Source organism: Dictyobacter arantiisoli (assembly GCF_008326305.1).
GTDB lineage: Bacteria > Chloroflexota > Ktedonobacteria > Ktedonobacterales > Ktedonobacteraceae > Dictyobacter > Dictyobacter arantiisoli.
In genome coordinates this window covers 26914-51654 of record NZ_BIXY01000051.1, presented here as the reverse complement: position 1 = coordinate 51654, position 24741 = coordinate 26914, and the positions used below count along the sequence as shown (strand labels likewise).

General features: G+C 51.0%; 23 protein-coding genes and 4 pseudogenes. 12 read left to right on the top strand and 15 right to left on the bottom strand.

The window, feature by feature from the left end; translation table 11 throughout:
• Positions 1-1006 precede the first annotated feature (1006 nt).
• Positions 1007-1624, top strand: a complete 618-nt coding sequence (locus F1593_RS16885; RefSeq protein WP_149402731.1) for a hypothetical protein — start codon at positions 1007-1009, stop codon at positions 1622-1624.
• Between the two features lie 350 nt (positions 1625-1974).
• Here F1593_RS16885 and F1593_RS16880 read toward each other — a convergent pair whose 3' ends face one another.
• Both F1593_RS16880 and F1593_RS16875 read right to left on the bottom strand, forming a co-directional pair.
• Positions 1975-2964 (bottom strand): quinone oxidoreductase family protein, encoded by a 990-nt coding sequence (locus tag F1593_RS16880; RefSeq protein WP_149402730.1) that lies wholly within the window; start codon positions 2962-2964, stop codon positions 1975-1977.
• Positions 2965-3193: 229 nt separating this feature from the next.
• Positions 3194-3466 carry an MFS transporter gene (locus F1593_RS16875; protein WP_149402729.1) on the bottom strand — a complete coding sequence of 91 codons (273 nt, stop codon included), beginning with the start codon at positions 3464-3466 and terminating at the stop codon, positions 3194-3196.
• A 345-nt stretch (positions 3467-3811) separates the two neighbouring features.
• Between F1593_RS16875 and F1593_RS16870 the strand changes: the two genes are divergently transcribed.
• The 3 genes from F1593_RS16870 (at position 3812) to F1593_RS28400 (ending at position 4997) form a co-directional block, all read left to right on the top strand.
• Positions 3812-4465, top strand: a complete 654-nt coding sequence (locus F1593_RS16870) for a TetR/AcrR family transcriptional regulator (RefSeq protein WP_149402728.1) — start codon at positions 3812-3814, stop codon at positions 4463-4465.
• A 185-nt stretch (positions 4466-4650) separates the two neighbouring features.
• Positions 4651-4836 (top strand): hypothetical protein, encoded by a 186-nt coding sequence (locus tag F1593_RS16865; protein ID WP_149402727.1) that lies wholly within the window; start codon positions 4651-4653, stop codon positions 4834-4836.
• Positions 4837-4838: 2 nt separating this feature from the next.
• Positions 4839-4997, top strand: a complete 159-nt coding sequence (locus F1593_RS28400; protein ID WP_172632184.1) for a hypothetical protein — start codon at positions 4839-4841, stop codon at positions 4995-4997.
• A gap of 318 nt (positions 4998-5315) precedes the next feature.
• On the opposite strand, the pseudogene F1593_RS16860 reads toward F1593_RS28400, so the two are convergent.
• The 7 genes and pseudogenes from F1593_RS16860 to F1593_RS16830 all read right to left on the bottom strand — a co-directional run.
• Positions 5316-6095: pseudogene (locus F1593_RS16860) on the bottom strand (Tn3 family transposase); the annotation flags it as partial.
• A gap of 242 nt (positions 6096-6337) precedes the next feature.
• Positions 6338-7231, bottom strand: coding sequence for a DUF2705 family protein (locus tag F1593_RS16855; RefSeq protein WP_149402725.1), 894 nt, complete (start codon positions 7229-7231; stop codon positions 6338-6340).
• Between the two features lie 112 nt (positions 7232-7343).
• Positions 7344-7598 (bottom strand): hypothetical protein, encoded by a 255-nt coding sequence (locus tag F1593_RS16850; RefSeq protein ID WP_149402724.1) that lies wholly within the window; start codon positions 7596-7598, stop codon positions 7344-7346.
• Between the two features lie 97 nt (positions 7599-7695).
• Positions 7696-8658, bottom strand: coding sequence for an ABC transporter ATP-binding protein (locus tag F1593_RS16845; RefSeq protein ID WP_216368894.1), 963 nt, complete (start codon positions 8656-8658; stop codon positions 7696-7698).
• Positions 8659-8835: 177 nt separating this feature from the next.
• On the bottom strand, positions 8836-9492 hold the full coding sequence (locus F1593_RS16840; protein WP_308483058.1) for a response regulator: 657 nt from the start codon (positions 9490-9492) through the stop codon (positions 8836-8838).
• A 5-nt stretch (positions 9493-9497) separates the two neighbouring features.
• On the bottom strand, positions 9498-10586 hold the full coding sequence (locus F1593_RS16835; protein ID WP_149402722.1) for a HAMP domain-containing sensor histidine kinase: 1089 nt from the start codon (positions 10584-10586) through the stop codon (positions 9498-9500).
• Positions 10587-10813: 227 nt separating this feature from the next.
• Positions 10814-11416, bottom strand: coding sequence for a recombinase family protein (locus tag F1593_RS16830; protein ID WP_149402721.1), 603 nt, complete (start codon positions 11414-11416; stop codon positions 10814-10816).
• 458 nt (positions 11417-11874) lie between these two features.
• Here F1593_RS16830 and F1593_RS16825 point away from each other — a divergent pair, with 458 nt between their 5' ends.
• From F1593_RS16825 to F1593_RS16810, 4 genes and pseudogenes are all read left to right on the top strand, one after another.
• Entirely contained in the window at positions 11875-13194 is a 1320-nt protein-coding gene (locus F1593_RS16825) for an alpha-L-fucosidase (protein ID WP_149402720.1), read from the top strand.
• A gap of 367 nt (positions 13195-13561) precedes the next feature.
• A pseudogene (locus F1593_RS29625) lies at positions 13562-13678 on the top strand (aldo/keto reductase); the annotation flags it as partial.
• Positions 13679-13728: 50 nt separating this feature from the next.
• Positions 13729-14208, top strand: a pseudogene (locus F1593_RS16815) (alpha/beta hydrolase family protein); the annotation flags it as partial.
• A gap of 112 nt (positions 14209-14320) precedes the next feature.
• Positions 14321-15187: a TIGR03560 family F420-dependent LLM class oxidoreductase gene (locus F1593_RS16810; RefSeq protein ID WP_149402719.1), complete on the top strand. Its 867-nt coding sequence runs from the start codon at positions 14321-14323 to the stop codon at positions 15185-15187.
• A 57-nt stretch (positions 15188-15244) separates the two neighbouring features.
• Here the strand turns inward: F1593_RS16810 and F1593_RS16805 are convergent, their stop codons facing one another.
• From F1593_RS16805 to F1593_RS16790, 4 genes are all read right to left on the bottom strand, one after another.
• Positions 15245-15652: a GNAT family N-acetyltransferase gene (locus F1593_RS16805; RefSeq protein WP_216368893.1), complete on the bottom strand. Its 408-nt coding sequence runs from the start codon at positions 15650-15652 to the stop codon at positions 15245-15247.
• Between the two features lie 73 nt (positions 15653-15725).
• Positions 15726-16115, bottom strand: a complete 390-nt coding sequence (locus F1593_RS16800; protein ID WP_149402717.1) for a hypothetical protein — start codon at positions 16113-16115, stop codon at positions 15726-15728.
• Positions 16116-16200: 85 nt separating this feature from the next.
• Positions 16201-17310, bottom strand: a complete 1110-nt coding sequence (locus F1593_RS16795; RefSeq protein ID WP_149402716.1) for a hypothetical protein — start codon at positions 17308-17310, stop codon at positions 16201-16203.
• A 69-nt stretch (positions 17311-17379) separates the two neighbouring features.
• Entirely contained in the window at positions 17380-17826 is a 447-nt protein-coding gene (locus tag F1593_RS16790) for an SRPBCC family protein (RefSeq protein ID WP_149402715.1), read from the bottom strand.
• A 498-nt stretch (positions 17827-18324) separates the two neighbouring features.
• On the opposite strand from F1593_RS16790, the gene F1593_RS16785 reads away from it, so the two are divergent.
• Together F1593_RS16785 and F1593_RS16780 are read left to right on the top strand one after the other, a co-directional pair.
• Positions 18325-18768: a nitroreductase family deazaflavin-dependent oxidoreductase gene (locus F1593_RS16785; RefSeq protein ID WP_149402714.1), complete on the top strand. Its 444-nt coding sequence runs from the start codon at positions 18325-18327 to the stop codon at positions 18766-18768.
• A gap of 100 nt (positions 18769-18868) precedes the next feature.
• A complete protein-coding gene (locus F1593_RS16780; protein WP_149402713.1) occupies positions 18869-19732 on the top strand; it encodes an RNA polymerase sigma-70 factor in 864 nt (287 codons plus the stop codon).
• Positions 19733-20426: 694 nt separating this feature from the next.
• Here the strand turns inward: F1593_RS16780 and F1593_RS16775 are convergent.
• Positions 20427-21863 (bottom strand): sensor histidine kinase, encoded by a 1437-nt coding sequence (locus F1593_RS16775; RefSeq protein ID WP_172632183.1) that lies wholly within the window; start codon positions 21861-21863, stop codon positions 20427-20429.
• A gap of 5 nt (positions 21864-21868) precedes the next feature.
• Positions 21869-22537, bottom strand: a pseudogene (locus F1593_RS30140) (response regulator transcription factor).
• Between the two features lie 346 nt (positions 22538-22883).
• On the opposite strand from F1593_RS30140, the gene F1593_RS16765 reads away from it, so the two are divergent.
• Both F1593_RS16765 and F1593_RS16760 read left to right on the top strand, forming a co-directional pair.
• Positions 22884-24071 (top strand): hypothetical protein, encoded by a 1188-nt coding sequence (locus F1593_RS16765; RefSeq protein WP_149402711.1) that lies wholly within the window; start codon positions 22884-22886, stop codon positions 24069-24071.
• Between the two features lie 9 nt (positions 24072-24080).
• Positions 24081-24668, top strand: coding sequence for a hypothetical protein (locus tag F1593_RS16760; protein ID WP_149402710.1), 588 nt, complete (start codon positions 24081-24083; stop codon positions 24666-24668).
• Positions 24669-24741 lie beyond the last annotated feature (73 nt).

Below are 24741 nucleotides of genomic sequence, written 5' to 3'. Positions count from 1 at the left end.
CGGGCGGTGTGTCGTGTATCAGCCAGCAATGCTGTCCCATAGTTCAGGACGGCCCACTGTTCAGCGGTTTGTATGCGCTCTTGCTCCATTTTTTCTTCTCTCTCTCTCTTTTCTTCATTTTTCCTTTCTTCTATTCTATCATTTCTTCACTCCAAAAATGTGGGTAACAGACAGGCCGCAGCCGAGGTGCGCTTTCTCGTTCACGCATCGATATCTCGCCCGTAGGTTATCGATCCCACAAATGGTATTGAGACAGGAGACAGTGGCGAGATGGGGGTACGATGAAGAGGGATGCGCACCTCGGCTGCGGCCCTGGCACGCACCTACATCGTTGCCCAGCACTCTTTGACGTTCCCTGGCAGGACGGTTGCGGGACGAAGGGGGACGAAGGAGTCTATAGGGATCACTCGATTACGGCGGGTAAAACATACGCTAAGCCAGTCGTACTCGTCAATGCTCCCTATTTGACCACGCTAAGAGCCTGTTTGGGAAATCGAAGAGGAGAGCTCATGTGATAGACTGGAAGGATGAGTACAAGTTATCCGAGCAATCTTTCTGATGCAGAGTGGGAGTGTCTACAAGGGGTGAAATGCGCGAAGCTGTCACCAGGGGCAAAGTAGGGGTCATCACATTTTTGCCTTCCCCGCTAAGCCCAAAAATGAGACTTTTGTGCATGTAAAGTGTGTTTATGCATGCCGAAAAACTTACGTAAACACCCCCTGGTCTCTGAAGTAGCTCGTACTAGATCTCAGTATCTACTACGAGATTTCTAGTACGAGCTATGCTATCAGAAAAGCCAGTGAAGCTAGGATCAAAGAGGGCTGAAGCGGTATCCATCATAATAAAATGACGGCTTTCTCAAATGCTACTTTGCCCCTAGTGACAGCTTCGCGCATTTCACCCCTAGCTCAGAATGCCTAATAATTACAAAATATGTTTTTGGTTACAATAATGGGAAGAAGTGTTAAGAGGAAATGCCATAATAGAGGAAAAAGAGGGCAAATGTATGGGCGCACTTATGGAGATGAATATTTTTCTTCGGAAAACGAATTTTTCATTTCAGCAACTCTTTTCTTTACTCGCTGGAGAAGGATTACAGGTAAGCAGTATCGAGCACATGAGTATATTTGATGATTGGCACTATACCAATGAGGTCCACATTGAGCCAAGTGTTATAGATCTGGATGCTAGTGACATCTTCCTACAAAAATTTACGCTCATGCTTTTTACCATCAACCAAAGGTATAAATGTTCTCTTATTACATCGTTTGAAGACAATTGTCTAGATTTGTCGTTTGGATTACAAATCAATGATCTGGTTCCACCTGATGACTGTGATATCGACGACTATATTCAGACACTTTACGATAAAACGACAGATATTATTAATAAACAGATGGATGAACAGCCATTTCATGATGATTTTATCGCAGCGAGCATGGGCGTTGAGTTTGTTGCTAATTTTCACAACGATCTCAAGGCAATGGTTACTGATGAGAATAGTGGCTCAAGATGGGTCTTGCCTAAACGTACCGGAAAAAATATCGTTCTCGATCGCTTCACCCGAAAGGAAAAAAGCAATAGCATTGTTCTTACTCGCTTACCATACACACGCTGTATATAAGAGCGTATTTTGCAAATGACCACCAAGGGAAAGCTACAACCGAGGAGCCAGCAGGTATGAGTGCTCTCCCACTCTCTTTCATCGCTCATTGGGCCTGTCAGTGTGTTTTTGACGAAAAGATACGACGTACCATATAACTGTCAAAGTGGCTACAGATCATTCTCCTCTTCCGAAAACAAGGAGAGCTGAGTGAGGTCACAAGATTACCGCAGGGAAAACCTACGCGAAGCCCTTGGTAATCTTGTGGCCTCTAAAAAAGAATTCGAAAGGCGCAATGGCCCAGAGGTGTCTCAGGAGTCATAGGCACATATGATCCCCTGCCCCTGATAGCACGTTTGCTCATTTCCTTTCTATTTCACACACAACAGCAGTTTGCCAACGTGTGAACGCGCTTCAATGCGCCGATGCGCCTCTGCTGCCTGTTCCAGAGGAAGGACCTCGGAAATCACAGGCTTGAGCTTGCTTTCGGCGATCAAGCGAATCACCTGTTGAGCCGTCTCGGCGACAACATGGGGAGAGGTCTTCATAAGTGCGCTCACACTATAGCCCACGACAGAACAATTCAACCGCAACAGTTCGCCAGGTGCCAGCGCCTTCTCAGGATTGCCGCTGGCATTGCCAAAGACGACCAGACGTCCAAAACGAGCCAGCAAGGGAAGGTTCCGGCTACGTATCGGCTCACCACTTGCATCCAGCACGATATCAATGCCCTTGCCATGGGTGGCTTCCAGCACCTTCTGCTCAAAATCCGCCACTGGGAAAACTTGGTCGTATCCAAACGAACGCGCCTCGGCAACTTTCTCTGCCTTGCTGACGACACCCAGCACGAGCCGCGCTCCCAGCGCACGTGCAATCTGGCCTGCCACAGTCCCAACTCCACCCGCAGCCGAGTGAATAAGCACGCTTTCCCCCTCGCATATCCTCCCAGCTCGCGTGAGAAGATCATAGGCGGTGATAGCAACCATCGGAAAGGCAGCTGCCTGCTCCATCTCTATAGCGTTGGCAAAGCTGTCCAGGGGAAAGGTCAGAGCAGCCTGGGCTACCGCGAACTCCGCGTACCCACCAAAAATGCTCATCGCAGCGACCCGCTGCCCGATCTGCAAGCCCTCCACTCCTTCACCGAGCGCCTGGATGACTCCCGCAACCTCGTAACCAGGGGTATAAGGCAGCTCACGGGCATACGTTCCACCCCGGCTGCGTCCCATCAAGTCAGAATAATTGACACCTGCGTAGGCGACCTCGATCAAGACCTCACCCGCTTTAGGCTGTGGCACAGGTACTTCACGTACCTCGAGCACTTCTGGTCCGCCAAAGCGGGGAATAACCACGGCTTTCATCATGGTATAAAAACTCTCTTTCTCTATTCTCTGTAACTTCAAACGTTCTTCTATGGAAAATCACACCATACCCCTGGTGGGCCTGCTAGCGATTCACCAGGATCATCGTGGGGAAAAACCAACCAGTTGCACATTTGTATATCCACGCTCTTTTGTCCTTCAAGAGTGTGCGCTCTTTCTCAAGGCGCTCGCGCTGAGCGCAAAGCCCAGGACAAAGGCCACCAGCAACATTTCAATGGCTGCCTGCATGGCTCCAGTTGTGGGCTTGCTGCCGAGTGCTGCCCCCAGGATTGCCACGCCGAGCGCGCTCCCCATCTAGGGTGTAACTATTAGCAATCCATTGCAGACCAGTCATCGTGCCATGTAACTGCGCTTCAATATCCGGCAAAGCCACATTCAAAATCATGGTATCGAGCAACACCATAAAGTAACCAAGGCTGACCGCCACCAGCCCTACCATCTGACGCCGCCGCGTCTCAAGCGACAGGGAAACAGGTGAAATCATTGTACATCTCCACGAACGCATACGATGCCGCACGAAAAAAAGAGGTGCTTCAACGATGGAGCAACCAGCACATCTTCGTTGGAAGTTGCCATTTCAGGGAAAGAGTCTGCCGACCCCCAGACGGGAGTTCGCAATGCATGGATGAGTGGAGAAGCCACGCGATCGGCCTCCGGTACCATTTCTTGGAGCGTTGTCACGAGTGTGATATCCCTTCTCTAACTTTCAAACAGTTAATTGAAATTATCGTTTTTATCACCTGTATCAAGCGGCTGTTTGAATTATACGTATGTATGATATACTATGTCAAGAGGGAACCACTTTTTTTTGAAAGGACCGTGAAACGTCATGAAAGCAACGAGTTGTAAACCCGCGATCCTCGCTGCGGCTGAGCAAACGCTGGCCGAACAGGGTTTTGCCGCGACATCCCTGCGGCAGATCACTGCTGCTGCGGGGGTCAATCTAGCCGCCGTGAATTATCATTTTGGCACGAAGGCCGCCTTGATCTCGCTGGTGCTCCAGCAGATGTTCACCCCACTGGTTGAAGAGCGGCTGCGTAACCTGGAGCAGATCACCGCCGGTGGAAGGGCTCCTTTGCTGGAAGAGTTGCTCAAGGCCTACTATGTCCCGTTTTTTCAGTATCTTGATGATCGAGAGGAAACGGGAAAACGGCGCCGACAAATCTTTAGCAGACTGGCGAGCGAGCCTGACCAGGAGGTGAGGGCGGAGATAGCCCGGATCTTCGGCCCGATAGCTGAAAAATATTTTTCAGCCTTTCGTCAGGCCGTCCCACACCTCTCAGACGAGGAATTTGCCTGGCGTTTCCAGGTGATGCATGGGGTGGTCACCATGCACTTTACCGATGCCCTTTCTCCCATGGTTTCCCCATCTGGCCATGAGCGTGCTTCTGGGGAACAAAGCTTTGCCTGGCTTCTCACGTACTTGTGTGCTGCGTGGCGAGCAGGAGTAACAACTGCGGAGGTGGTCAACCTCTCGATATGATCCCAGGGAAAAGACCAGAGGTACCATATAATGAGCGTTATATGGTACTTAAAGCAGAAATGGAAGAAGCCTATTGGTCGTCAATAGGCTTCAATGGCCGATTTTTCTTCTCTTGTTACTGAGTAAACTCATAGAGAGTTTTCCTAGTTATATGGTACTTGAAAGAATGAGAGAGAAAAACAAACATGTCCGACCAGATTGCTATTCCCACGCTCGACGCTATCGAAACCTTTGTGGCAAGCCTGCGCCAGCGTTCTGTTCCCAGAAACACCATCAAGTCATATGCCCATGATTTGCACTTGTTTCTTCAGGCCGTGCCTGCTGATCTCACAATCGTGACTTCAGAACTTCATACTCCTTTAAGGATGTGACCTTGGAAGGTGATTTTCGCCCGTTACGTGAGTATCACGGTTCACCCACACGTCTGTCCCATCCCACTGAGATAGAAGTGGATGCTGTTTCTGCGCAAGAGGAAGAGGATATAATACCTGCCCAACTCTCATTGCTGGAAGCAGAAGAGAAAGGTGTGTGATTTTTATCAGTTATATGGTACGTCGTATCTTTTCGTCAAAATCACACTGACAGGCGATTGCAGCTAAAGTCGCTTTCTGAGACGCTCTGTCTACGTATGAGGCAGGTGGCTGTAAACTCATGCTCAATAGCGGTCGGTCTTGGCTCTCGCTCTGGGGGTCATTTACAAAACACGCTCTAATACTGCAGTGCCACTTAGCATATGAGATGGCTCTTGGAGCGCCTTCATCCATTTACTGATATGAATCGCCAATCGGCCTCTCAAGCTGTGTTACTTCGCTTTTCTCGTTGTAAGTGGCACTGTAGTACTAAGAGCTCCTCATCGGTGCTGCTTCGTTCGTAGTGGACGCAGTTGCCCAGTGGGTGGAATATGCTTCACATTCCATTGGAAATCGCCCGTCAAGTTGATATGTTCCCAGCCGAGGGGAGACACATGCTGGAGGTACTCTTCCTTGATCGTTACTCCGTCGCGTTTCAATTGCTCCACGGCTTCGGCCAGGTACACCGTATTCCATAAAATAATGGCGGCAATGACAAGATTGAGTCCACTGGCTCGGTATTGCTGATCTTCGTAGGACCGATCACGGATCTCTCCCAGTTGGTAGTGACAGACCGCACGTGCCAATTTATTGCGTGCTTCTCCTTTGTTCAATCCGACTTGCACCCGTCGCCGTAATGGGGGACTTTGCAGCCATTTCAAGGCAAAAATACTGCGCTCAATGCGTCCACATTCTCGCAGTGCCCAGGCCAGGCCATTTTGCCGAGGATACGAAGCCAGTTTTCCCAAAATGAGTGAGGCGGTGACGGTGCCCTTGTGAAGCGAGCTGGTGAGACGCAGGAGATCATCCCAATGGCTCTCAATCTGCTTGACATTGATGGTTCCCCCCAGGAGTGGTCCCAGGGTGGGATAGGATGCCGGTTTGTCAAAATGGAAGATGAGTTTCTCGCCCAGATCTCGTATCCGTGGGGCAAACTCGAAACCGAGCAAACGTGTGATTCCAAAAATCTGATCCGTAAACCCCCACGTATCTGAGTAATGCTCATGAATAGCCAGATCAGTTTCGTGATAAAGCAGACCATCCACCATATGGGAGTCCCGACATTTTTGCCCCCCAAAATCCCCGCTAAGGAGTTTCCGTCGATGGCGAGCCCGTTTCTGAACCGCGAGACCTCCAGCGCATCGTTCAGAAGCACAAAGCCGGAGATAAGATCGTACTCAGTTTTGTACATGGGGGGAAAGCTCGGAAAGTGACCGTTGTTGTGTAGACTACGTATTCTTAGATCGCATATTCTTTTGCAGCGAGCAGAAGCACGAAAAAAAAAGTGCTTCTGCTCGTTTTCCTATTCTTTGATATCCTTTTTCCACGTCAGCAGTAGCGAGACTACCAGAAAGATGATCCCATACGCCAGAATCACCAATAGCGTTTGAGTTCCGCTCATCATGAGCTGTACCAGATTCCCCTGCTCGGGGAGCTGGTTGAGCCCAACTTGCGTTGGCAGGTCATTCAGGATTGGGCCGAGCAGGTAGCCTGGTAGCCTGCTCAAGACGTCGTTGTGAGTGGTGGTGGCAATGTTTTGCAAGGCGAAACCGATCACATTATCGGCGGCGAACCAGGACAGGGCAGCGGTCATACTGAAGGTGAGCGAGCGTCCTACAGCGGCCATAGCCGCCGCCATGAGAATACTTATGATCATATTGATCAAGATGGTGAGCATATATAGGCCCATTTCACGCCAGAACTCGGTGGTAGCAGCTTTGAGCACATCGGCAGATTGGGCGAAGAGGAAACTACTCAGAATATTGATGATGGCCCAGCCAAGGAGGAGCAGCAGCATAATGATCAGGACGGCAGTCAGTTGTGAGAGAAAGAGTTGCACTCGTCCGACGCCACGCGCGAGAATAATGCGAATGGTGCCACGCTGATACTCTCCTCCAATCAGGTAAGCGGTGATGACCATCAAGAAGATGCCGCCGCAGCCGCGCGTGATGATCCAGGGGCCGCTGGCTATGGTATAAAGACGGCTAAGTGCAGGGAGAGGCTTGCCAGTGACGGTAGAAGTGGTAGGCTGTATCACGAGCATGAGCAGGGTGATAGCCAAGCAGATCGCCAGCATAACCCATGTCATCCGCAAGTACCATATTTTACGCAGCGAGCTACGAACCAGGCCGGGAAAGCTGGGGCGAACACCGGTAGTCAAAGCGGAAAGAGAGGATCTTAGTGCAATAGTGTCCATAAATGGTTATTCCTTTGGTTGTATCTATTTGTATCAACTACTTGTATCACTGTGTCTTAGAGCGAAAGAGGAGATGCGTTGTAAAAGGCTATTCGATCAGGCCTCTTCACCTTCAGCTATCGACGTAGCGCCAGAAGAGGGAGGTGGTGAGAAGAATAAGCGCAAGATGAAGCACCCCATCGACGAGAAACGTGATAATATCCATGACATGCAACTTATTATAGAGGAGTGGTTGGAGTCCCATGTGGATAAAGGCATAGATGAGCGCCTGGGCCAGCGTGTAAAGAAAGACACGCCAGAAGAGACGGAGTCGCCCATCAGCATCTGTAAAGAAGCCTGATTTATGCACGGTTGACAAAGTACGCATAGTAGCTATTACAACCTTTCTTGTTATGTTCTAAGCTGACGAATGAGCATGAGACCGGAGTTTTTTCCTCCTGGGTCTCCGCGTTCTCCTCAGTGATTTAATTGCCGGAGTAACCAGAGGTCAGGCGCAAGAAGACCTGTTCGAGATCGAGCTTGGCTTGACTGACCTCCTCTGGGGCAAAGCCATGTTGGTACAGAAACGCGATCAGGTCGCGCCCGACGCCGCCTGGCGCTGCCGTAATCAGACGGCCATGATCGTCCAGACACACATCGGTCCCCCAGGGTTGGGCGCGTATCAGCGTGAGCGCGTCGGTGACATGCTCCATCCGAATGACAAATCTCCCTTCGCCACTCGTCAGTTCGCCGACTGCGGTCTCGATGACTAGTTTGCCGAAATTGATGATGGCGACTCGCGTGCAGATCTGCTGGATCTCTGAGAGCAGGTGGCTGGAGATGAGCACCGTTTTTCCGGTAGCGGAGAGACGGTGCAGGAACTCGCGCATCTCGGCGATGCCAGCAGGATCGAGGCCATTGGTGGGCTCATCGAGGATCAGGAGCGCCGGATCGTGGAGCAAGGCCACGGCGATGCCCAGCCGTTGCTTCATCCCTAGCGAATAGGTCTGGACCTTGTCTCGTTGCCGCTCTTGCAATCCCACCAGCGTCAGCACCTCGTCAAGGCGCGCTGTAGGGACTCCGCCAAGGACATCTGCAAAGACTCGCAGGTTGTTGCGTCCTGAGAGGGAGTGATAGAGGGCTGGCTGCTCGATAAGCGCACCGACGTGAGGCAGCACGACGGCCCTGCGCGCGCGGGCATCCTGACCCAGGATTTCTACCCTCCCAGAGGTTGGGGTGATGAGACCAAGCACCATGCGAATGGTGGTGGTTTTCCCGGCACCGTTGGGACCCAGGAAACCGTATATTTCGCCTCGGCGGATGTCCAGATGAAGAGCATTGACAGCAGTGCGCTGTTTAAATTGTTTGGTCAGGTTGATCGTTCGTAATACGCTCTCTTGCGAACGATACTGGGGATTGGGAAACATAACGTGTTGCTGATGGGGCATCAAAATGTACCGCCCTTCTTTCTTATCGTTGAAACTTTCGGATACTCCTGTTATCCCTTGTGGGACAGCAGGAGCGTATCATAGAAAGGCTGCGGGAGAGATCACACGCGTGGGTGATTGGAGTTCATACTTTAGAGGGAAGTCGAAAGTCGTCAGGAGCATCCAGGTGATTTAGTGTTAATCCTCCTGATTCAGCGTTTCGTCCAGGGGCACCAGGCGTTGCTGCAAAGCATAAATGGCGGCCTGTGTGCGATCGGCCAGGTGTAATTTGGCTAAGATATTCGAGACATGGGTTTTGATGGTCTGTTCACCGAGACAGAGATCGGCGGCGATCTCGCGATTAGAGCGGCCACGGGCAATCCTAGTCAGGACGTCTCGCTCGCGCGCCGTCAGATCCTGGAGCGAGGAACGCTTTGTTTGCCGCATCTCGCGCAAGACACGTTTGGCGATGAGCGGATGCAAGATGCTCTCCCCTTTCGCCGCCGCCCGGACGGCAGCGACCAGATCTTGCGGCCGGGTATCTTTGAGCAGGTACGAGAGCGCGCCTGCTTGAATGGCGCCGAAGAGCAGTTCATCCTCCGAGTACGAGGTAAGCACCAGGATCTGAGTCTGCGGGCTGAGCCGTTTGATCTGGCGGATGACCTCGACACCATGCAATTTGGGCATCAGGAGATCCAGGAGCAAGACATCAGGATGCTGCTCCTCGATCAGCGCAATCGCCTGGAGGCCATCTTCTCCTTCGCTGACCACTTCGATATCGGACTGCTGCTCAAACAGGAAGCGTAGCCCTTCGCGCACGATGGCATGATCATCGACGATGACAACGCGGATCATGTTTTTTACTCCTCTCGTGGAAAAGAAACCAGGATGCATGTTCCCGTCGCAAGCTGGCTCTGGATGCTCATCGTGCCGTTGAGTTCTTGGACTCGTTCCTGCATCAGCTGTAAGCCTAACCCACGTCGGTCATCTCTCGCCTGCGGATCGAAGCCGTGCCCGTTATCGGTGATCGCCAGTTCGATGCGACCGTGGGAAGGAGTGAGGGTGAGAGTGATTTTCGTGGCCTGCGCGTGGCGGATGGCATTGGAGAGCGCCTCTTGCGTGATCCGAAAGAGTGCATGTTCCATCGCAGCAGGCAGGAGAACGACGGTAATTTCTGTGATGATCTCCAGATCAAGCCGGGTGCTGTAGGCTACCGCGATCTCCTCCAGGGCTTCTTTCAGCCCCAGTTCCTCCAATTGGACCGGGCGTAACTCTAAGAGGAGCGCTCGCATTTCGCGCGTCATTGTCTCAGTCGTTTTTTCAAATCGCGCGATTTTTGTCTGGAGCGGGGAATCAGCGGGCAAAGCGGTTTGCATTCCACTCGCCAGCAAGCTCAGCGAGAACAGATTCTGTGAAATGGCATCGTGCAACTCGCGAGCGATGCGCGTCCGCTCGGCCAGACGGACATTCCGGGCCACCAACGCCTGTTCCCGGTGCCGGCTCTCGGCCAAGCGTTGCGCCATCGCGTTAAATTGCTCTTCGAGAAGGCCCACCTCGTCTTTGCGCTGAACAGGGACGCGGAGATGGTAGTCACCATTGGCGATGATGATCGTTGCCTGGACGAGACTGCGTAAGCGCTGTGCCAGTTTGCGAGCAGTGAGCAAGCCAAAGATTGCGCCGAGGGGTGCATAGATCAAAAAGAAGAAGCCAGCCAAGAACATTGCGGAACCCAAAATCCATGACCAGGGCCAGATCTGAGAAGGATTTTCCCAGAGAAAAGCAACGGTTGTAATAGCGATCACGACCAGGAGGAAGAGTACATTGGTCCACATATAAGCACAACCCATGCGGACTTGCAGGCTTGCTAGCCCCAGACGGGGCAACGAGTTGTCACGAGGCGGTTTGTGGTGTCTCTTCTGATGACGGAGCGGGAGAAACGGATGTGACATCAAGCTTCATCTTTCCGGCAATAAGCTCTTCTCTTCTACTGTACGACAAAGTAGCAGCAAGAGCATACCAAACGAAACAACAGAAGAGATCAACCCTGCGGGGGATTTCCGCTCATACTTGAGAGGGAAGCAAGAACCAGGGGTTCCGACATTTTTGCTCACCCCAAAATCCCCACGAAGGATTCTACGAGGCGATTCGGCCTGGTTTTTCCCCGGCTTCGCCTGACTTACACGATTCCATGCTGCTTCATCCAATGACTTAGATTGCGACGCGTGGTCCCATATTTCGTAGCGATCCAGGTCTTGGTCGCCCCATTCTTGAGTAATGCCGTGATTTCCACGTGATACGCGTCCAATTTACTCTTGCCCACGCCTTTAGGGCGACCCAATAACATCCCCTGTTGTTTGCGGGTAGCAAGTGCTTCGGTCGTCCGCTGGGAGATCAGGTCCCGCTCAATTTCTGCGGCCATCGCAAAGGCCATGGCCACAATCTTGCTCTGGATACTATTGTTGAGCTGCCAGTTGCCTTTGACGGCATAGATGCGGATACCTTTTTGCATGGCCAGGGAGAGAATCTCCATGCACTCCAGCATGCTCCGCCCCAAGCGAGACAGTTCACTGACAATGATCGCGTCGCCTTCTTGCGCCTGCTCCAGAATGGTTGCAATCTGGCGTTTGCGCCAGGAGACTTTGCCAGAGATTTTCTCTTCTACGAACTGAACATGCCCCAGGTGCGTCTCATTGGCCAGCTTCAAAATATCGAGTTTGTTCTTTTCCAGATCCTGGTCCAATTTGGACACGCGGAGATAGGCAAACGTCTGTCCTGGCATGCTTGTTCCTCGTTTCATGAGTAGTGGGAATAAAAACCTCATTTGGTAGGGTTATTTTACCCGTTTTTGGATAAAAATGCCAGTGCTTTTCGTGTCCGAAAAGAGGCAAGGAAAACGATCGTTTTCTTTTCCCTGTTTTAGCGGGGAGAAAACAAGCTCGATTTCTCTCAACACATCCTTAGCGAAGATTTCGGGGGGAAATGTTGAGAGCCCTTTTTCTCTAAAGATCTATTAGGCCATGAGCGATCATTGGCAGGTCCAACTTCCTTAGCGTATGTTTTACCCGCCGTAATTTAGTGATCCCTATAGGCGAGATGGTGGTACGATGGATGGGAAAGCGGGACTCACGTGCGTTCGTGCCGCACCTACGTTTTCGTTGATTATTATTGTATGTGAGCGTTTTGCCCGTTTGAGATGATTATCACGGAACTTTTGGGTATGTATGAAAGGGGCCTTCAATGGTTGAGGACAAAGAGTTGTCAGCGCAGCGTAGCGCATGGTTTGTGCAAGATCGATTTGGCTTATTTATCCACTGGGGACTCTATTCAGCGATTGCTCGCTATGGTCGCGGTGGTCTTGCTGAATGGTCCAAGAGCACCGATAAGATCAGCGAAGAGAAATATCAGGATTATTTCGACGCCTTTGATCCTGACCTCTACGATCCCAGGGCGTGGGCGCGTACGGCGAAGCAGGCGGGGATGCGCTATGCGGTGATTACGACCAAGCATCATGATGGCTTCTGCCTCTGGGATTCCGCCTTGACGGACTATAAAGCATCCAATACGCAGGCCGGTCGTGATTTGTTGCGTGAATGGGTCGATGCCTTCCGCGCCGAGGGCTTGAAGATTGGCTTCTATCATTCTTTGATCGACTGGCATCATTCCGAGTTCACAATTGATGGTTTTCATCCTCGACGCGAGGATCTGGAGTTTCGTGAGCGCGAAAAAGGCCGGGACATGCACAAATATGCTGAATATCTTCACGGCCAGGTGCGCGAGCTATTGACCGGCTATGGGCAGATTGACATCATGTGGCTCGATTTCTCGTATACCTTTATGGATTGGGATTGGGCAAAAGGGAAGGGTAAAGACGACTGGCAATCTGAAAAGCTGGTAGCCATGATTCGTGAACTCCAACCAGACATCCTGCTCAATAATCGACTGGAGGTCGAGGGAGATTTCCAGACGCCAGAGCAGTATCAGCCTCGTACCTGGATTAGCGAGCAGGGGAAACGGGTCACGTGGGAGGTATGCCAGACATTGAACGGGAGTTGGGGCTATGATCGAGACAATCAGAACTGGAAATCTCCTGATTTGCTGGTGCGTATGTTGATTGATACCGTCTCCAAAGGAGGGAACCTGATTCTCAATGTTGGCCCCACCGCACGCGGCGAGTTCGATCCCCAGGCCGTAGCTACCTTGCAAGCACTGGGTGAATGGACACATGTGCATGGGCGAGCAGTCTATGGCGCGACGCAGAGCACCTATAGCGCCCCTGAGGATTGTCGTTTCACCCGGCGTGGAAAGCGACTCTATCTGCATATTTTTGCCTGGCCCATGCAACACCTGCACCTGGATGGCCTGGCGGGACGCGTTACCTATGCTCATCTCCTCAATGACGGCTCCGAGATCCGTTTTCAAGAAGGCATTCCAGACGAGGGGGGACACGTCAGCGGTAAGGATGGTATGCGCCCTGATACCCTGACTCTGGAACTACCCATTCAACGTCCCGACGTCCTCGTCCCCGTTATCGAGCTTTTCCTGAAAGACGAAGAGTAGCCTTTCAGCAAGAAGTGTATGTAGCTACATACAGGGGAAGATGGTTATCCGATGAATGGCTCAATTATCTTCGCAAAGAAGGCCCGAACCCTTGCGGTCGGGTCTTCAGGGTCGTACGACTATCCCGCCCGGAGGTCATTCCTCGCCCATTCTCTCTATTCTGGCACCATACCGGGCGTTGGGTGAGGTTGCGGTACGATTCACCGCGCCTCACCGTAAAGGTGCGGCCTTCTTTGTTGAGAGAGGGTTTCTATAAGCTTTGTTTCATTTCCTCACAAATAGTAGCTTGACAAACGGAACAATGCTCCGTATAATGAGTATCGGAGCAGTGCTCCATTTTATCAGTATACTATGGAGGAATACAATCGTGCAATACCGCACTCTGGGCCGCACCGGCATCACGGTCAGCCAGCTATGCCTCGGCGCGATGAGGTTTGGAGCCTTCGGCAATCCCGATCACAACGAGTCAATCCAGATTAACCACATTATTCTACCTTAAAGGAAGAGCTTTCTATGAACCAATCGGACATAGCGATGACGGACGTATCCATCAACGCGCCTATTTCGGTCGTCTCGGTGAAGCCGGTAGTGCTAGCAGCCCCGGGCCGTGGCGAGGATTTGCAGGTACGAGTGTCGGCCCCGGTGACCGGGCGCGAATTACCAATAATTGTATTCTCACACGGCTTTGGCTTGTCGTTAGACAGCTACGCCCCGTTAGTCGACTTCTGGACTGCTCACGGTTTCGTGGTCATGCAACCCACCCATCTCGACTCAAGGACTTTGAACCTTCCTGCTGACGATCCCCGTACGCCACGCATCTGGCGTTTCCGAGTCGAGGACATGAAGCGCATCCTCGACCGGCTTGATCTTCTGGAAGCCTCCGTTCCCGGCCTCAGTGGACGTCTGGATCGAAGCCGCATCGTTGCAGCTGGACACTCCTGGGGTGGTCAGACGGCGAGCATGCTGCTGGGCGCACGCGTCCTCGATCCAGAGGGAGGAGTGGGAGAGGACCTGTGGGTCGAATTGAATCCAGGTGAAGTTCTAACAGATTATTATTTTTGAGTACTGCTTTATCGCTTTCCACTGGAAACGATGGGGCACTTGGAAGAAGAGAAAGAAAGCATCGATGAACAACCAATTACACTTCGGCATTCATGCTCCGCAACAGCATATCAGCTATCAACAACTTCTTGAACTCTGGTTAGAGGCAGACCGTGAACCTCTGATTGACCATATGTGGCTCTTCGACCACTTTATGCCCTTGAGCGAGCCGACAGATGGCCCCTGCTTTGAAAGCTGGACCTTGCTCGCAGCACTTGCCGCACAGACAGAGCGGGTGCGTCTGGGACATCTGGTGACAGGCAATACCTATCGTCATCCCGCCATTTTGGCCAGACAAGCCGTCACGGTGGACCATATCTCCAAAGGGAGACTCAATTTTGGTATAGGTGCTGCCTGGCATGAACAAGAACATCAGGGTTATGGCCTGACCTTTCCGAGTGCCGCTGAACGAGTCAGACGGCTCGATGAATCCTGCCAGGTCATTCGGCAGCTTTGGACAGAGACCACCCCAACCTTTGAGGGCCGCTACTATCAATTACACGAGGCCCATAGCGAACCGAAGCCCCTGCAAAGTCCGTTCCCCCCGATCTTTATTGCCGCAGGAGGCGAGCACATGCTGCGCGTCGTTGCCTCACAGGCGAATGTGTGGTGTTCTACGGCTCATACCGCCGAGGATTTTCGCGAGAAGAACGCTCGTCTGACTCAGTACTGTGAAGCCATCGGGCGTGATCCCAGCACACTTGAACGTTTAGCCTCCTTCTTGATCCATCCAGTTGATATGACGTTTCATCAAGCACGTGAGACAGCACAAAGCTTTATCGAGGCCGGGGCAACTCATATTGTTGTGAATATTGCTGCATTCTACCAGCAGGAAGAGGTTATCCCACGTGTACTTGATCAAATCATCAAACCGCTCAAGCAGAGCAATTGATGGAGATCTGCTTTATAGTCCCCTGGCATCAATGTCAGGGGACTATAAAGGAGCGCTTTAGAAGCCCGCTTGTCGTTTCTCGTTTCTTTGCACCACGCCAACGGCCCTGGTAAAGCCGATACTCTCAAAGTAGGGTATCAATTCAGGATCGCAGATGATATCGACAGCATAGATACCATGCAATTTTTCGAGCAGGCGCTGCACCAGTTGCACGCCGATGCCCTGATTCTGGTGTTCAGGGAGGACTTCCAGGAAGTTAACATACGCCGTTAGCACATGATCCGTGATGGCGGTAATGAAACCGACCACCCTGTTATTTTCGTCAAGTGCCAGGATACAGTAATCGCTTTTGCGCAATACTTCATGATGTTTTTCTGGCGTCGGAGGCTGAGACCAGCCGATAAAAAATCCCTGCAACTGGTGAGGAAGGATTGTGACCGGTGTGTCGAGATAGTGATAGTGCAAAGGGACCATCCTTTTCGATGCTAAGTGGGACACCACACTGAGTGGGACAGGCGAACAGGCTCTGTCACTTCTACTATACCATAGGATAAGTAGATATTTCCTGGCTATGGACATACCTACTTAAGGCAGGAAAGCGATAGGTGAAGCAGCCAATCATTAGGAAGGTAAGCATTCCACCAGTGAAGATGGTGAAGGATGTTCCCATGACGGCTGCTAAGAGTCCTGACTCCACCTCGCCCAGTTGTGGTCCTCCCAGGGCCAGTATCATCTGGACCGCCGTCATGTGTGCGCTTCGGCCTGTTTCACGGTAGTGGAGTAAAGCGACAGCGATCAATACAATCAGGAAGGAGGCGGCCTTTTTGCCTCTTTGGCCATTGAATATCTTTTCTGAAAATCCAGGACGACTCATGCTACTAAAAAAAGGTGTGAGCACTTGCTTGCAAGCGCGTAATAACCTGCTCATGATGGAATTCAGACATTTTGTCACAAAGATTAAAAAGGGTGGATAAAGTGTGCCAGAGTACACTTTATCCACCCTTTTTAATTAATTATGAACGCCAGGGCGGTCGTTGTACCTCTGATGATGGTCTTGGCATATGCTTCCCCTGGAGGAAGAAGAAGAGATAGATGGCGATTTCGTCAATGATTGGCACTTGCGTTGAGAATTGGCGCGGATCGAGTCCACTGACCGTGCTCTGGTTAGTGTTGATACGTTGGAGCATGGTCAGGAGCATTCTCGCGGCATAATTGATTTGCTCATTGGTGACACTGTTGGATTGCTTCAGCTTATAGAATTGCTTGAGCTGTGTATTGATAAAGGTAGCCTGCGGCTGTAGTGGATGTTGAGGTGGCAGTTGGACTGCTCCCTCCTGTCCATTCGCTAACGCTTCGATGGATGTAATGATGCTGCGCACGAACTCTTCGATGAGGACAGTTCGTTCAGCTTCTACTTCCAGGAAGCGTTGCTCAAGGCTGCGCAATTCTTCCGCGCGGTCAGCCCGTCTAATAGCTTGATCCATACCTCTGACCCAGAGAAAAGAAATGATAGCAGCCACAAGTTGGATCGCTACTGGTCGTCCGGCGATGACCGCCATACCGTACTGGTTGATGGCTTGATGCAGATCGGGTGACCAGGGTTGTAGCAAGAGGTCACCATAGATCAGAACGATATTCGCAAAGGCAATCACAAATGCGGCACTACGTGGCAAAATAGAGGCACCAAGAATCACCGCGATAACCAGCAGATCGTAGGCCGGAAGATAAACGAGATGGATCTGCCCATCAGTGGAACCAATGATTACTCCAACGACCGCCAGGCACGTCATGACTACCAGGATCGTTCCGGCGAGCGTGACCAATCCTTTGCGATTCAAGATGATCTCGATGACGAGCGTGATGGTTGCAAAAAGAACCGCAAAGCCAGATGCCCGATCACTCAAGGTTGCAGGCACAAAGGCAATCAGTGCAATAATCTCGGCCAGCAGAATCCACGAGGTAAGTCGACTGCGACGAACCTTTTCGCGTTGTTCGATCGTATTCTGTGGCTGATCCCAGCCAGTACTGGTCAGGCGTAACCAGAAATTCAGTTTGGTGGGAACGGCAGGTGCTGTTGGTTGCTTTTCTCCTTGTGTTGGTGGTTTATTGTTAGAAACTTGCATTCTTCTCACGAATCCTTTCTAAACGGCCATTGCATTGCTATGAATACGTGTGTCTCTGGCGTAGAGAAATCACTCGAGTATTGTTTTCAGCTTTGCAAACATTTCCTGATGAGATGCCAGGGCCTGTGAGTAGACCGTGTTAACCATCAGTCGTGGCGCGGTAATCTCGACGCGTTCTTTTAAACGTGTCCCGTTGTCCTCGGGTACGCACATAGTGGTGTTATGCAGATAAATAGCCGGGAACTGGTGCGCATCATAGACAATCATTCCCTGCGGAGTGATGCTCATCTCAACGCGATAGGAGAACGTCATCATAAAAGGGCCCTGTTTCATGCGGTCGCGAATCACATAATGGTTGATCGGAGTTCCATCAGAAGCCGCGCTGGTTTGTGTATGCCGAATCGCGACGATGAGTGGATGAATCTGGGTATGATTATCCAGAGCTGAGAGAAACGCATGCACTTTTTCCGGTGCGGCATGAATAAAAATATCTTGCTCGAATGCTGTCTGTGACATAGCTGGATCCTTTTGCTTGCGTCGCTGTAACCATGCTCTACAAGCGTATTTTAATGATATTGATAGATATAGTCTATTCCTGATGCCCATCTGCCTGATGGGCATCAGGCTCTAGCGAGACATTGGTGCTGTGGGCAACCAGGAAGGAAAAGAGCTTATCTATCTGCCATTCGCTCTTGCTCCTGGATGGGATTCAAGACAAAACAGGAACGTGATAGTGTTACTATAACAATGTTTATATATATAAGTCAATAAATATATCAAATAGTAGTTATTAATATTTTCGTTTCGACTATATTTGAACCTATTTGCTCTTTGTACATAAATGGGGAAAGCACAAGGAAAGTTGTCCCAAAAAGGCTCCCTTCACCCTCTTTCTTTATGTATAGTAGCCTTTATGATGACCATATATAAGTAGTCTTCATAAAGCTGCCTCTACTTATAGAAAAAGCATCACATGATTGTAGAAATAAGATAGAAAGAGAAGGGAAGAAAGTCATGGCAAAAGCATCTCCAGTTCCATTTGGTGTACGTGTATTCAATGTGCTGACCATCACCCTGTTGCGTGCTGGCTTCAAATTGGGAGCGATGTATCTGCTCACGGTACGCGGGCGCAAAAGTGGGTTGCCGCGTACGACACCGATAGCCATTGTTGAGAAGGATGGGAAACGCTATGTGATTACGCCCTATGGAGTCGTGGATTGGGTACGCAATCTGCGGGCCGCAGGAGAAGCGATCATCACACGTGGACGCCATGCGGAGACGATCCGTGCAATAGAACTCCCTGCCGGTGAGGCGGGCTTGATCCTCAAAACAGTTCTAGAGGGGGGTATCCCTTCTTTTCTGGAAAAGTACTTTGAAGTGACTGCGAACTCTTCACGTGAGGATTTTGAACAGGCGGCAGTACATCATCCGGTGTTTTCTCTGGAGAGAGTTGTGTGACAGGAGTGGCACGAGAGCCGTCTTATCCTTGTGAGCGTTCCCTTTGCTAGAAGGAGTTTTTTTATGAATGTAGTACGTCTTGTACGATAAGAGGAGGAGCATGGAAGACGCGTTTGAGCCCTACCGATCCTACCTCTTTGCCATCGCCTACCGTATGCTCGGTAGTGCGATGGATGCCGAGGATATGGTGCAGGAGACCTATATACGTTATCAGGGTGCAAAGCCGGAGATCATTCACTCGCTCAAAGCGTATCTCACCACCATCCTCACGCGTTTGTGTATAGATCAACTCGAGTTAGCGCGCAGAAAGCGCGAGCTATACGTGGGTCCCTGGTTACCGGAGCCGATCCTCACAGCCACAACTCCAGACGTAGTCGATCCTGAAAAGCACGTCGAGACGGAGGAATCGATCTCGCTGGCATTTCTAGTCTTGTTGGAGCAGCTCCAACCGTTCGAGCGAGCTGTCTTCCTACTGCGCGAAGTCTTCGAGTACGAATTTGCCGAGATAGCATCCATGCTAGGAAAAAGTGAAGCAGCCTGTCGCCGCTCCTTTAGCCGGTCGAAGGTTCATCTCCGTGAGCATCGCCCACGCTTCCCTGCTTCTCACGAAACTCACCGGCAGTTACTCAATGGGTATTTCCAGGCGGTGCAGACGGGTGAGATGGACCCCTTGAAGAATTTGCTCTCAGAAAATGTGATCCTGTGGGCTGATGGAGGTGGGAAAATCAAACAGGCTGCGCTACGCCCGATCCAAGGACGTGAAGCCGTGGCACGCTTTAGTCTGGGAACGAGGCGCTTTTGGCCCGAGAACGCTCGTGTCGAGCTAGAGGAAGTCAACGGTAAAGCTGCCCTGATTGTCCGCGCTGGAGATCAAGTGTTTTCCGTCCTGACCATTGATGTGGAGGAAGGGAAGATTCTGGCGCTTCGGATCATTGCCAACCCGGAAAAACTCGCACGGGTCTGAATCTGAAGAGAACCAAAGCGGAGCAGATATTTCCACTCCCTCTGTTGTTGAAGACGAGCCGTCGCCCTCTGCCACACAAGGTTGTGCGGCAGAGGGCGACGGCTCGTCAGTCAGGAAGCACCGCCAGGCGCAAGTGGAATTTTTGAGATGAACCTGGTCAAATTTGGGCCTTACCACAACTGTCATACCAGGGGCGTCACAGCGCGTTGGGGCGAGATGGTGGTACGTGAACGGGAAAGCGCACCTCGGTTGCGACCTTGGGACGCACCTACGTTTTTCATCATCATTCCTTTTATGTGAACCGTATTGGGGAGCACCCTGAATCAGGAGGTTGGAAGCAATTTCAGGAGAAACATGCCCAATAGCGCATAAAATGAACAAAAACGTAGGTGCGTGCCAAGGCCGCAGCCGAGGTGCGCTTTCCTCATCACGTACGAGAAGCGCACCCGTAGGCTCATCCTTACCACAACTGTCATACCAGGGGCGTCACAGCGTGTTGGGGCGAGATGGTGGTACGTGAACGGGAAAGCGCACCTCGGTTGCGACCTCGGGACACACCTACGTTTTTCATCATCATTCCTTTTATGTGAACCGTATTGGGGTGCTCCCATAGGAGCATGGCTTATTGAAACGGTATTGACCCTAAAGGATGGAGACCCAGTGACAGATGGAAATGCGTTCCGTGGCGCTCATCTCACTCATTTAAGAGTGGGAGTGAGATGGTAAAGCAACTTCCTTGCGTGAGTATGCTCTCGACGCGAATCGTTCCGTTGTGTTGCTCGATGATACTCTTAGCGATAGAGAGCCCCAGCCCCATCCCGGGCTGGGTGCGAGCGTTTTTTGCGCGGTAAAAGCGTTCGAAGAGACTGGCTAGATCATCGGAGGGGATGCCGATCCCGGTGTCTGAGATGCTTATGGCTACCTGTTGCCTTTGTATCGCTGCGATAACCGTCACCTTCCCGTCATCGAGTGTATATTTATAGGCGTTTTCCAGCAGAATCAGAAAGACCTGTTTGAGATAATCAGCATTGCCTGCAACAACGGCATCTTCAATGATCTCAAATCCTTGACACTCAAGCTGGATGGTCCTGCTGGATGGAGAACTCTGACGGCATGCTTCGTTGATAATATCGACAATCAGCAGTGGTTCACGCGCAAATGATGCGCCAGCATCGGTACGAGCGAGCATAAGCAAGCGCGTGACCATACGAGCCATACGTTCCGTTTCGCTATGGATATTTTCCAGTGCGTTGGCCTGGAATTCGGGATCACGCCCTTGTTCTTTTTTCATCAGATCCAGCGAGGAGAGCATGATCGTCAATGGTGTACGTAGTTCGTGTGAGACGTCGGCGAGAAAGCTGCGCTGAAGATCATTGATGTGTTGCATTTGTTGATAGGCATCTTCAAGGGAGTACAGCATGCTATTGATGTTCTGGGCAAGACGATTGATTTCGTCGGGGCGTTTTCCAATGTGCAAGCGTAGGGAGTGATCCCTGGTCATAGCGATCTGCGAGGCCGCGTTCGCCAGATGTTCCAGGGGACGTAGCATAATATGGCGCACCAATAGCCAGACGGAGATAGCGGCTAGCGTGAGTATAATCACGATACCACTGTACTGGAGCGTTAAAAGCAGATCGATGGCGTTGTTGTCGGTGATATTGTATGCAGACAGAATATATCCCTGTACCTTCCCTTTCACCACAACGACATGGCCATACATCATAAAGGAGCTTTTATTAAAAGGGACATCCTGGATAACGCGATTTGCCTGTATGGCTGATTTGAGTTGGGCGAGTGGTAAGATAAGTTTGCCCATATTCTTTGAGCTGGCAATCGGCCTGCCTTGCAGATTCTGATATTGCAAATAGGACTTGGAAGTGCTGAAGGCATCGAGTTGGTTATGAACGAGCGTGAGATTGGTTCCTGGATTCTCCTGCCCGAAAGCATCTGACAAAGAGGTAACATTTTGTTGCAGACGTTCTATCGTCAATCTCACCAGGAGTGAATGCGCGATGAGAAAGGTGATGAGAACCAACAGGAGGAACCCGATTGCGAGAATACCGATGATCCACAGCGTGAGACGAGTACGGATAAGGTTGATTTTGGATGTAAAAGGATGCTGCGCAAGCATGAGGATCATCCTTTCATCACATAGCCGACGCCGCGAATCGTTTTGATCAAGCGCGAACCGCCGTTTGCTTCCAACTTTTGACGCAGGTGTCCCATATGGACCTCCAATACATTTGTCTCCAGCGTTGCATCATAGCCCCAGACCTGCTCCAGGAGTTGGGTACGCGTTAATACTTGCCGAGGATGGCGCATGAGTATGAGTAGCAGATCGTACTCGCGTGTCGTGAGTTCTATCAGCGATCCTTACCGGTGTACCTCGCGGGAGCCCTGGTTTAATTCTAGATCTCGGTACACCAGCAGTTCATGATTCCCGGTATGTCGACGCAGCACCGCTCGCATCCGTGCGACTAATTCATCAAAGGAAAATGGTTTGGGGACATAATCGTCTGCTCCCAGGCCCAAAGCCTGCACTTTATCGGCAACCTCATCACGGGCAGTTAACATAATAATAGCGCTATCAGTGAGCAGGTGCAGGCGATGACAGAGTTCCAAACCATCAATACCGGGCATCGTAATATCCAGGAGTACCAGTTGTGGCTGATATTTTTTGGCCGCCGCCAGACCTGCCTCACCATCCGGAGCCGTATAGATCTCAAAGCCTTCATAGGCCAGACCTCGTTTAAGTAAAGAGATGATTTTCTGATCATCATCCACCAGTAAGACACGTGTCGCCATCAAAAAAATCCTCGCGCCATAGGATAGCGCTCTCCAATCCATTGCTGCTTCTTCTCATTCCATGGATAGAAGCATATCACACTGCTGCTGCTTCTCCATAGGATTTACGGGCTGACTTCGGGGCGCAACGAGGGCCCTTTATGCAATCTTTATCTTCACTTCATATGAGCTTCAGGAAAGACACGTATCCTGAATGTATCGCAACAAACCGCAGTTCTCATAGTTGCGATCTTTGGACACGTTTGTGTGTCCCTGCTGTATCTTCTGAGATGGAGATGGTAAGCGTTGTTTTTTGAGGGACACACGAGAAGATAGAAAATACACAAAAACAAAAAGGATTATTCAGATGGCACAACAGAGCATTGGTGAGACACGTTTGGCACGTAGTTCTACCTCGCACACCCTGTCATTGTACACAGTCGTCAAGGTACGCTTCATTTCAGCTTTAATTATCTCGTTGAGTTCGTTGATCTGTTTTCTGGGAACAAGCTGGGATATTCAATGGCATGCATTTGTCGGACGTGATCGTACACTGATCCCACCACACGAGATGATGTTATCAGGAATTGGGCTGAGCGGCATCGCGGCTCTGCTACTCGTCGTGACCGAGACGATCTGGGCACGACAAAATCGCAGTAGCACCAAACAGGTGACTCCATTTGCAGGACTCTTTTCCGCGCCTTTAGGGGCCTACATTGCTGGCTATGCAGCGCTCAATTCCGCCGTGGCTTTTCCCCTGGATACCTACTGGCATTCGCTCTATGGTATCGATGTGACGCTCTGGGCACCCTTTCACGTCATGATTATCAGCGGGATGGCCTTGACTGGTCTGGGAGCTGCGTATCTGTTCGCATCAGCGGCCAACCTCGCTAGCCGTATTCATGCGCCTGGCTCGAAGCGGACTGCCTATGCGGGCATGGTGGTCGCTTTTGCAACCACGCTCTCCCTCTTCATGCTTCTGGTGTTTAATGGATTGCAGCCTGATTACACGATCAATCTGGGATTTATTTCCCTGAGTCTCTTTCCATGCTTAATTGGTCTGCTTGTAGGTTGTATCCTGATTGCCGCTGCTTCTCTCCTCCCATGGCAGTGGGCTGCCACCAGCGTATTTGGAGTGAGTGCGCTCTTTGTGATCATTGATCAATTAGCGATCCCGCCAGCCTTAACGCTCCTGATGCAACTTGAACAGTTGACCTTTCTGAAGGAGCAGCATGCTACTCCGCCTCAGATATCTATCGTGTCAGTATCATGGCCTCTTTTGACAATTGTTGCTGCTGTATTGATCGACCTTGTCATACAAAGAGCAAAGAAGCAGAACTGGTCAAAGCGGCAACTGCTGACAGGATTGGTTGTGGCAACTTTTCTGTGCACCATTCCCGTCACGGTCAGATCTCCTTTAGCGGTACTCAATCTGATAAGTATCCTGGGTGTCGCAGGGGTTATCCTGTCGTTTGCACTTGGTTTTCTAGGGACATTCATGGGTGTACAGCTTGGGCAGGGCATCGGGAAAACGATGCGCACCCTGGAAGGATAGTGAGTGGAGATGTCAAAATTGCTCTTACAAAGACTCATGCTTGTATTGGGGGTCATTGCCTTGATTGTCGTGCTGATAGATCTTGGAATCTCAATCGCAGCAACAATCCCGAGTACGACACCCGCACGCGTAGAACAGGTGAAGGCTGGTCCTTATCAACTCACAGTCAGTTTGTATCGCTATCCCGCGAGCGCAGGCTACGGCTTACCGTTTGCAGTTGCGCCATCCAGTGCAACCAGTGGTTCACCGACCTATCAGGTGTATTCAGTACCCGGTTCAGGTGTCGATGCCACCCCGGTCCGAGCAACATTTAGTCCTGATCCAAATGTTCATAATGGCATAAAAGGTGCGGCAGAAATCACCGTACAAGGCCCCTGGACACTCCAGATCACCGTGAACGGTTCGCAAGGACAAAGCGTAGCGATTGTGTCATTTCCAGCCACGACACTCCCGGCTATTCCCATCTGGCTTGGCTGGCTGGTCGGATTTCTTCCCTTTTATATACTGGGTGGTTTTTTTCTCATGCAAATGTCGCGCCGTAAGAATGAGGAAGCAAACTTAGATACAGTCTCACCTCATCCAACCATCCAAATGTGAAGATCACTGTCCTGATTCTCGTTTGATCCTGCTAAATATGACGCGCCCCCAGGCAGCGTGGCAGGCTCTCTCT

Excerpts from the sequence above, each read along its gene's own strand:
- F1593_RS16850 (WP_149402724.1), bottom strand. The coding sequence starts at position 7,598 with ATGCGTACTTTGTCAACCGTGCATAAATCAGGCTTCTTTACAGATGCT.
- F1593_RS16835 (WP_149402722.1), bottom strand. The coding sequence starts at position 10,586 with ATGTCACATCCGTTTCTCCCGCTCCGTCATCAGAAGAGACACCACAAA.
- F1593_RS16855 (WP_149402725.1), bottom strand. The coding sequence starts at position 7,231 with ATGGACACTATTGCACTAAGATCCTCTCTTTCCGCTTTGACTACCGGT.
- F1593_RS16810 (WP_149402719.1), top strand. The coding sequence starts at position 14,321 with ATGAACAACCAATTACACTTCGGCATTCATGCTCCGCAACAGCATATC.
- F1593_RS16825 (WP_149402720.1), top strand. The coding sequence starts at position 11,875 with ATGGTTGAGGACAAAGAGTTGTCAGCGCAGCGTAGCGCATGGTTTGTG.
- F1593_RS16885 (WP_149402731.1), top strand. The coding sequence starts at position 1,007 with ATGGGCGCACTTATGGAGATGAATATTTTTCTTCGGAAAACGAATTTT.
- F1593_RS16790 (WP_149402715.1), bottom strand. The coding sequence starts at position 17,826 with ATGTCACAGACAGCATTCGAGCAAGATATTTTTATTCATGCCGCACCG.
- F1593_RS16775 (WP_172632183.1), bottom strand. The coding sequence starts at position 21,863 with ATGCTTGCGCAGCATCCTTTTACATCCAAAATCAACCTTATCCGTACT.
- F1593_RS16760 (WP_149402710.1), top strand. The coding sequence starts at position 24,081 with ATGTCAAAATTGCTCTTACAAAGACTCATGCTTGTATTGGGGGTCATT.
- F1593_RS16840 (WP_308483058.1), bottom strand. The coding sequence starts at position 9,492 with ATGATCCGCGTTGTCATCGTCGATGATCATGCCATCGTGCGCGAAGGG.
- F1593_RS16865 (WP_149402727.1), top strand. The coding sequence starts at position 4,651 with ATGTCCGACCAGATTGCTATTCCCACGCTCGACGCTATCGAAACCTTT.
- F1593_RS16845 (WP_216368894.1), bottom strand. The coding sequence starts at position 8,658 with ATGCCCCATCAGCAACACGTTATGTTTCCCAATCCCCAGTATCGTTCG.
- F1593_RS16875 (WP_149402729.1), bottom strand. The coding sequence starts at position 3,466 with ATGATTTCACCTGTTTCCCTGTCGCTTGAGACGCGGCGGCGTCAGATG.
- F1593_RS16830 (WP_149402721.1), bottom strand. The coding sequence starts at position 11,416 with ATGCCAGGACAGACGTTTGCCTATCTCCGCGTGTCCAAATTGGACCAG.
- F1593_RS16795 (WP_149402716.1), bottom strand. The coding sequence starts at position 17,310 with ATGCAAGTTTCTAACAATAAACCACCAACACAAGGAGAAAAGCAACCA.
- F1593_RS16880 (WP_149402730.1), bottom strand. The coding sequence starts at position 2,964 with ATGATGAAAGCCGTGGTTATTCCCCGCTTTGGCGGACCAGAAGTGCTC.
- F1593_RS16870 (WP_149402728.1), top strand. The coding sequence starts at position 3,812 with ATGAAAGCAACGAGTTGTAAACCCGCGATCCTCGCTGCGGCTGAGCAA.
- F1593_RS16785 (WP_149402714.1), top strand. The coding sequence starts at position 18,325 with ATGGCAAAAGCATCTCCAGTTCCATTTGGTGTACGTGTATTCAATGTG.
- F1593_RS16780 (WP_149402713.1), top strand. The coding sequence starts at position 18,869 with ATGGAAGACGCGTTTGAGCCCTACCGATCCTACCTCTTTGCCATCGCC.
- F1593_RS16765 (WP_149402711.1), top strand. The coding sequence starts at position 22,884 with ATGGCACAACAGAGCATTGGTGAGACACGTTTGGCACGTAGTTCTACC.
- F1593_RS16800 (WP_149402717.1), bottom strand. The coding sequence starts at position 16,115 with ATGAGCAGGTTATTACGCGCTTGCAAGCAAGTGCTCACACCTTTTTTT.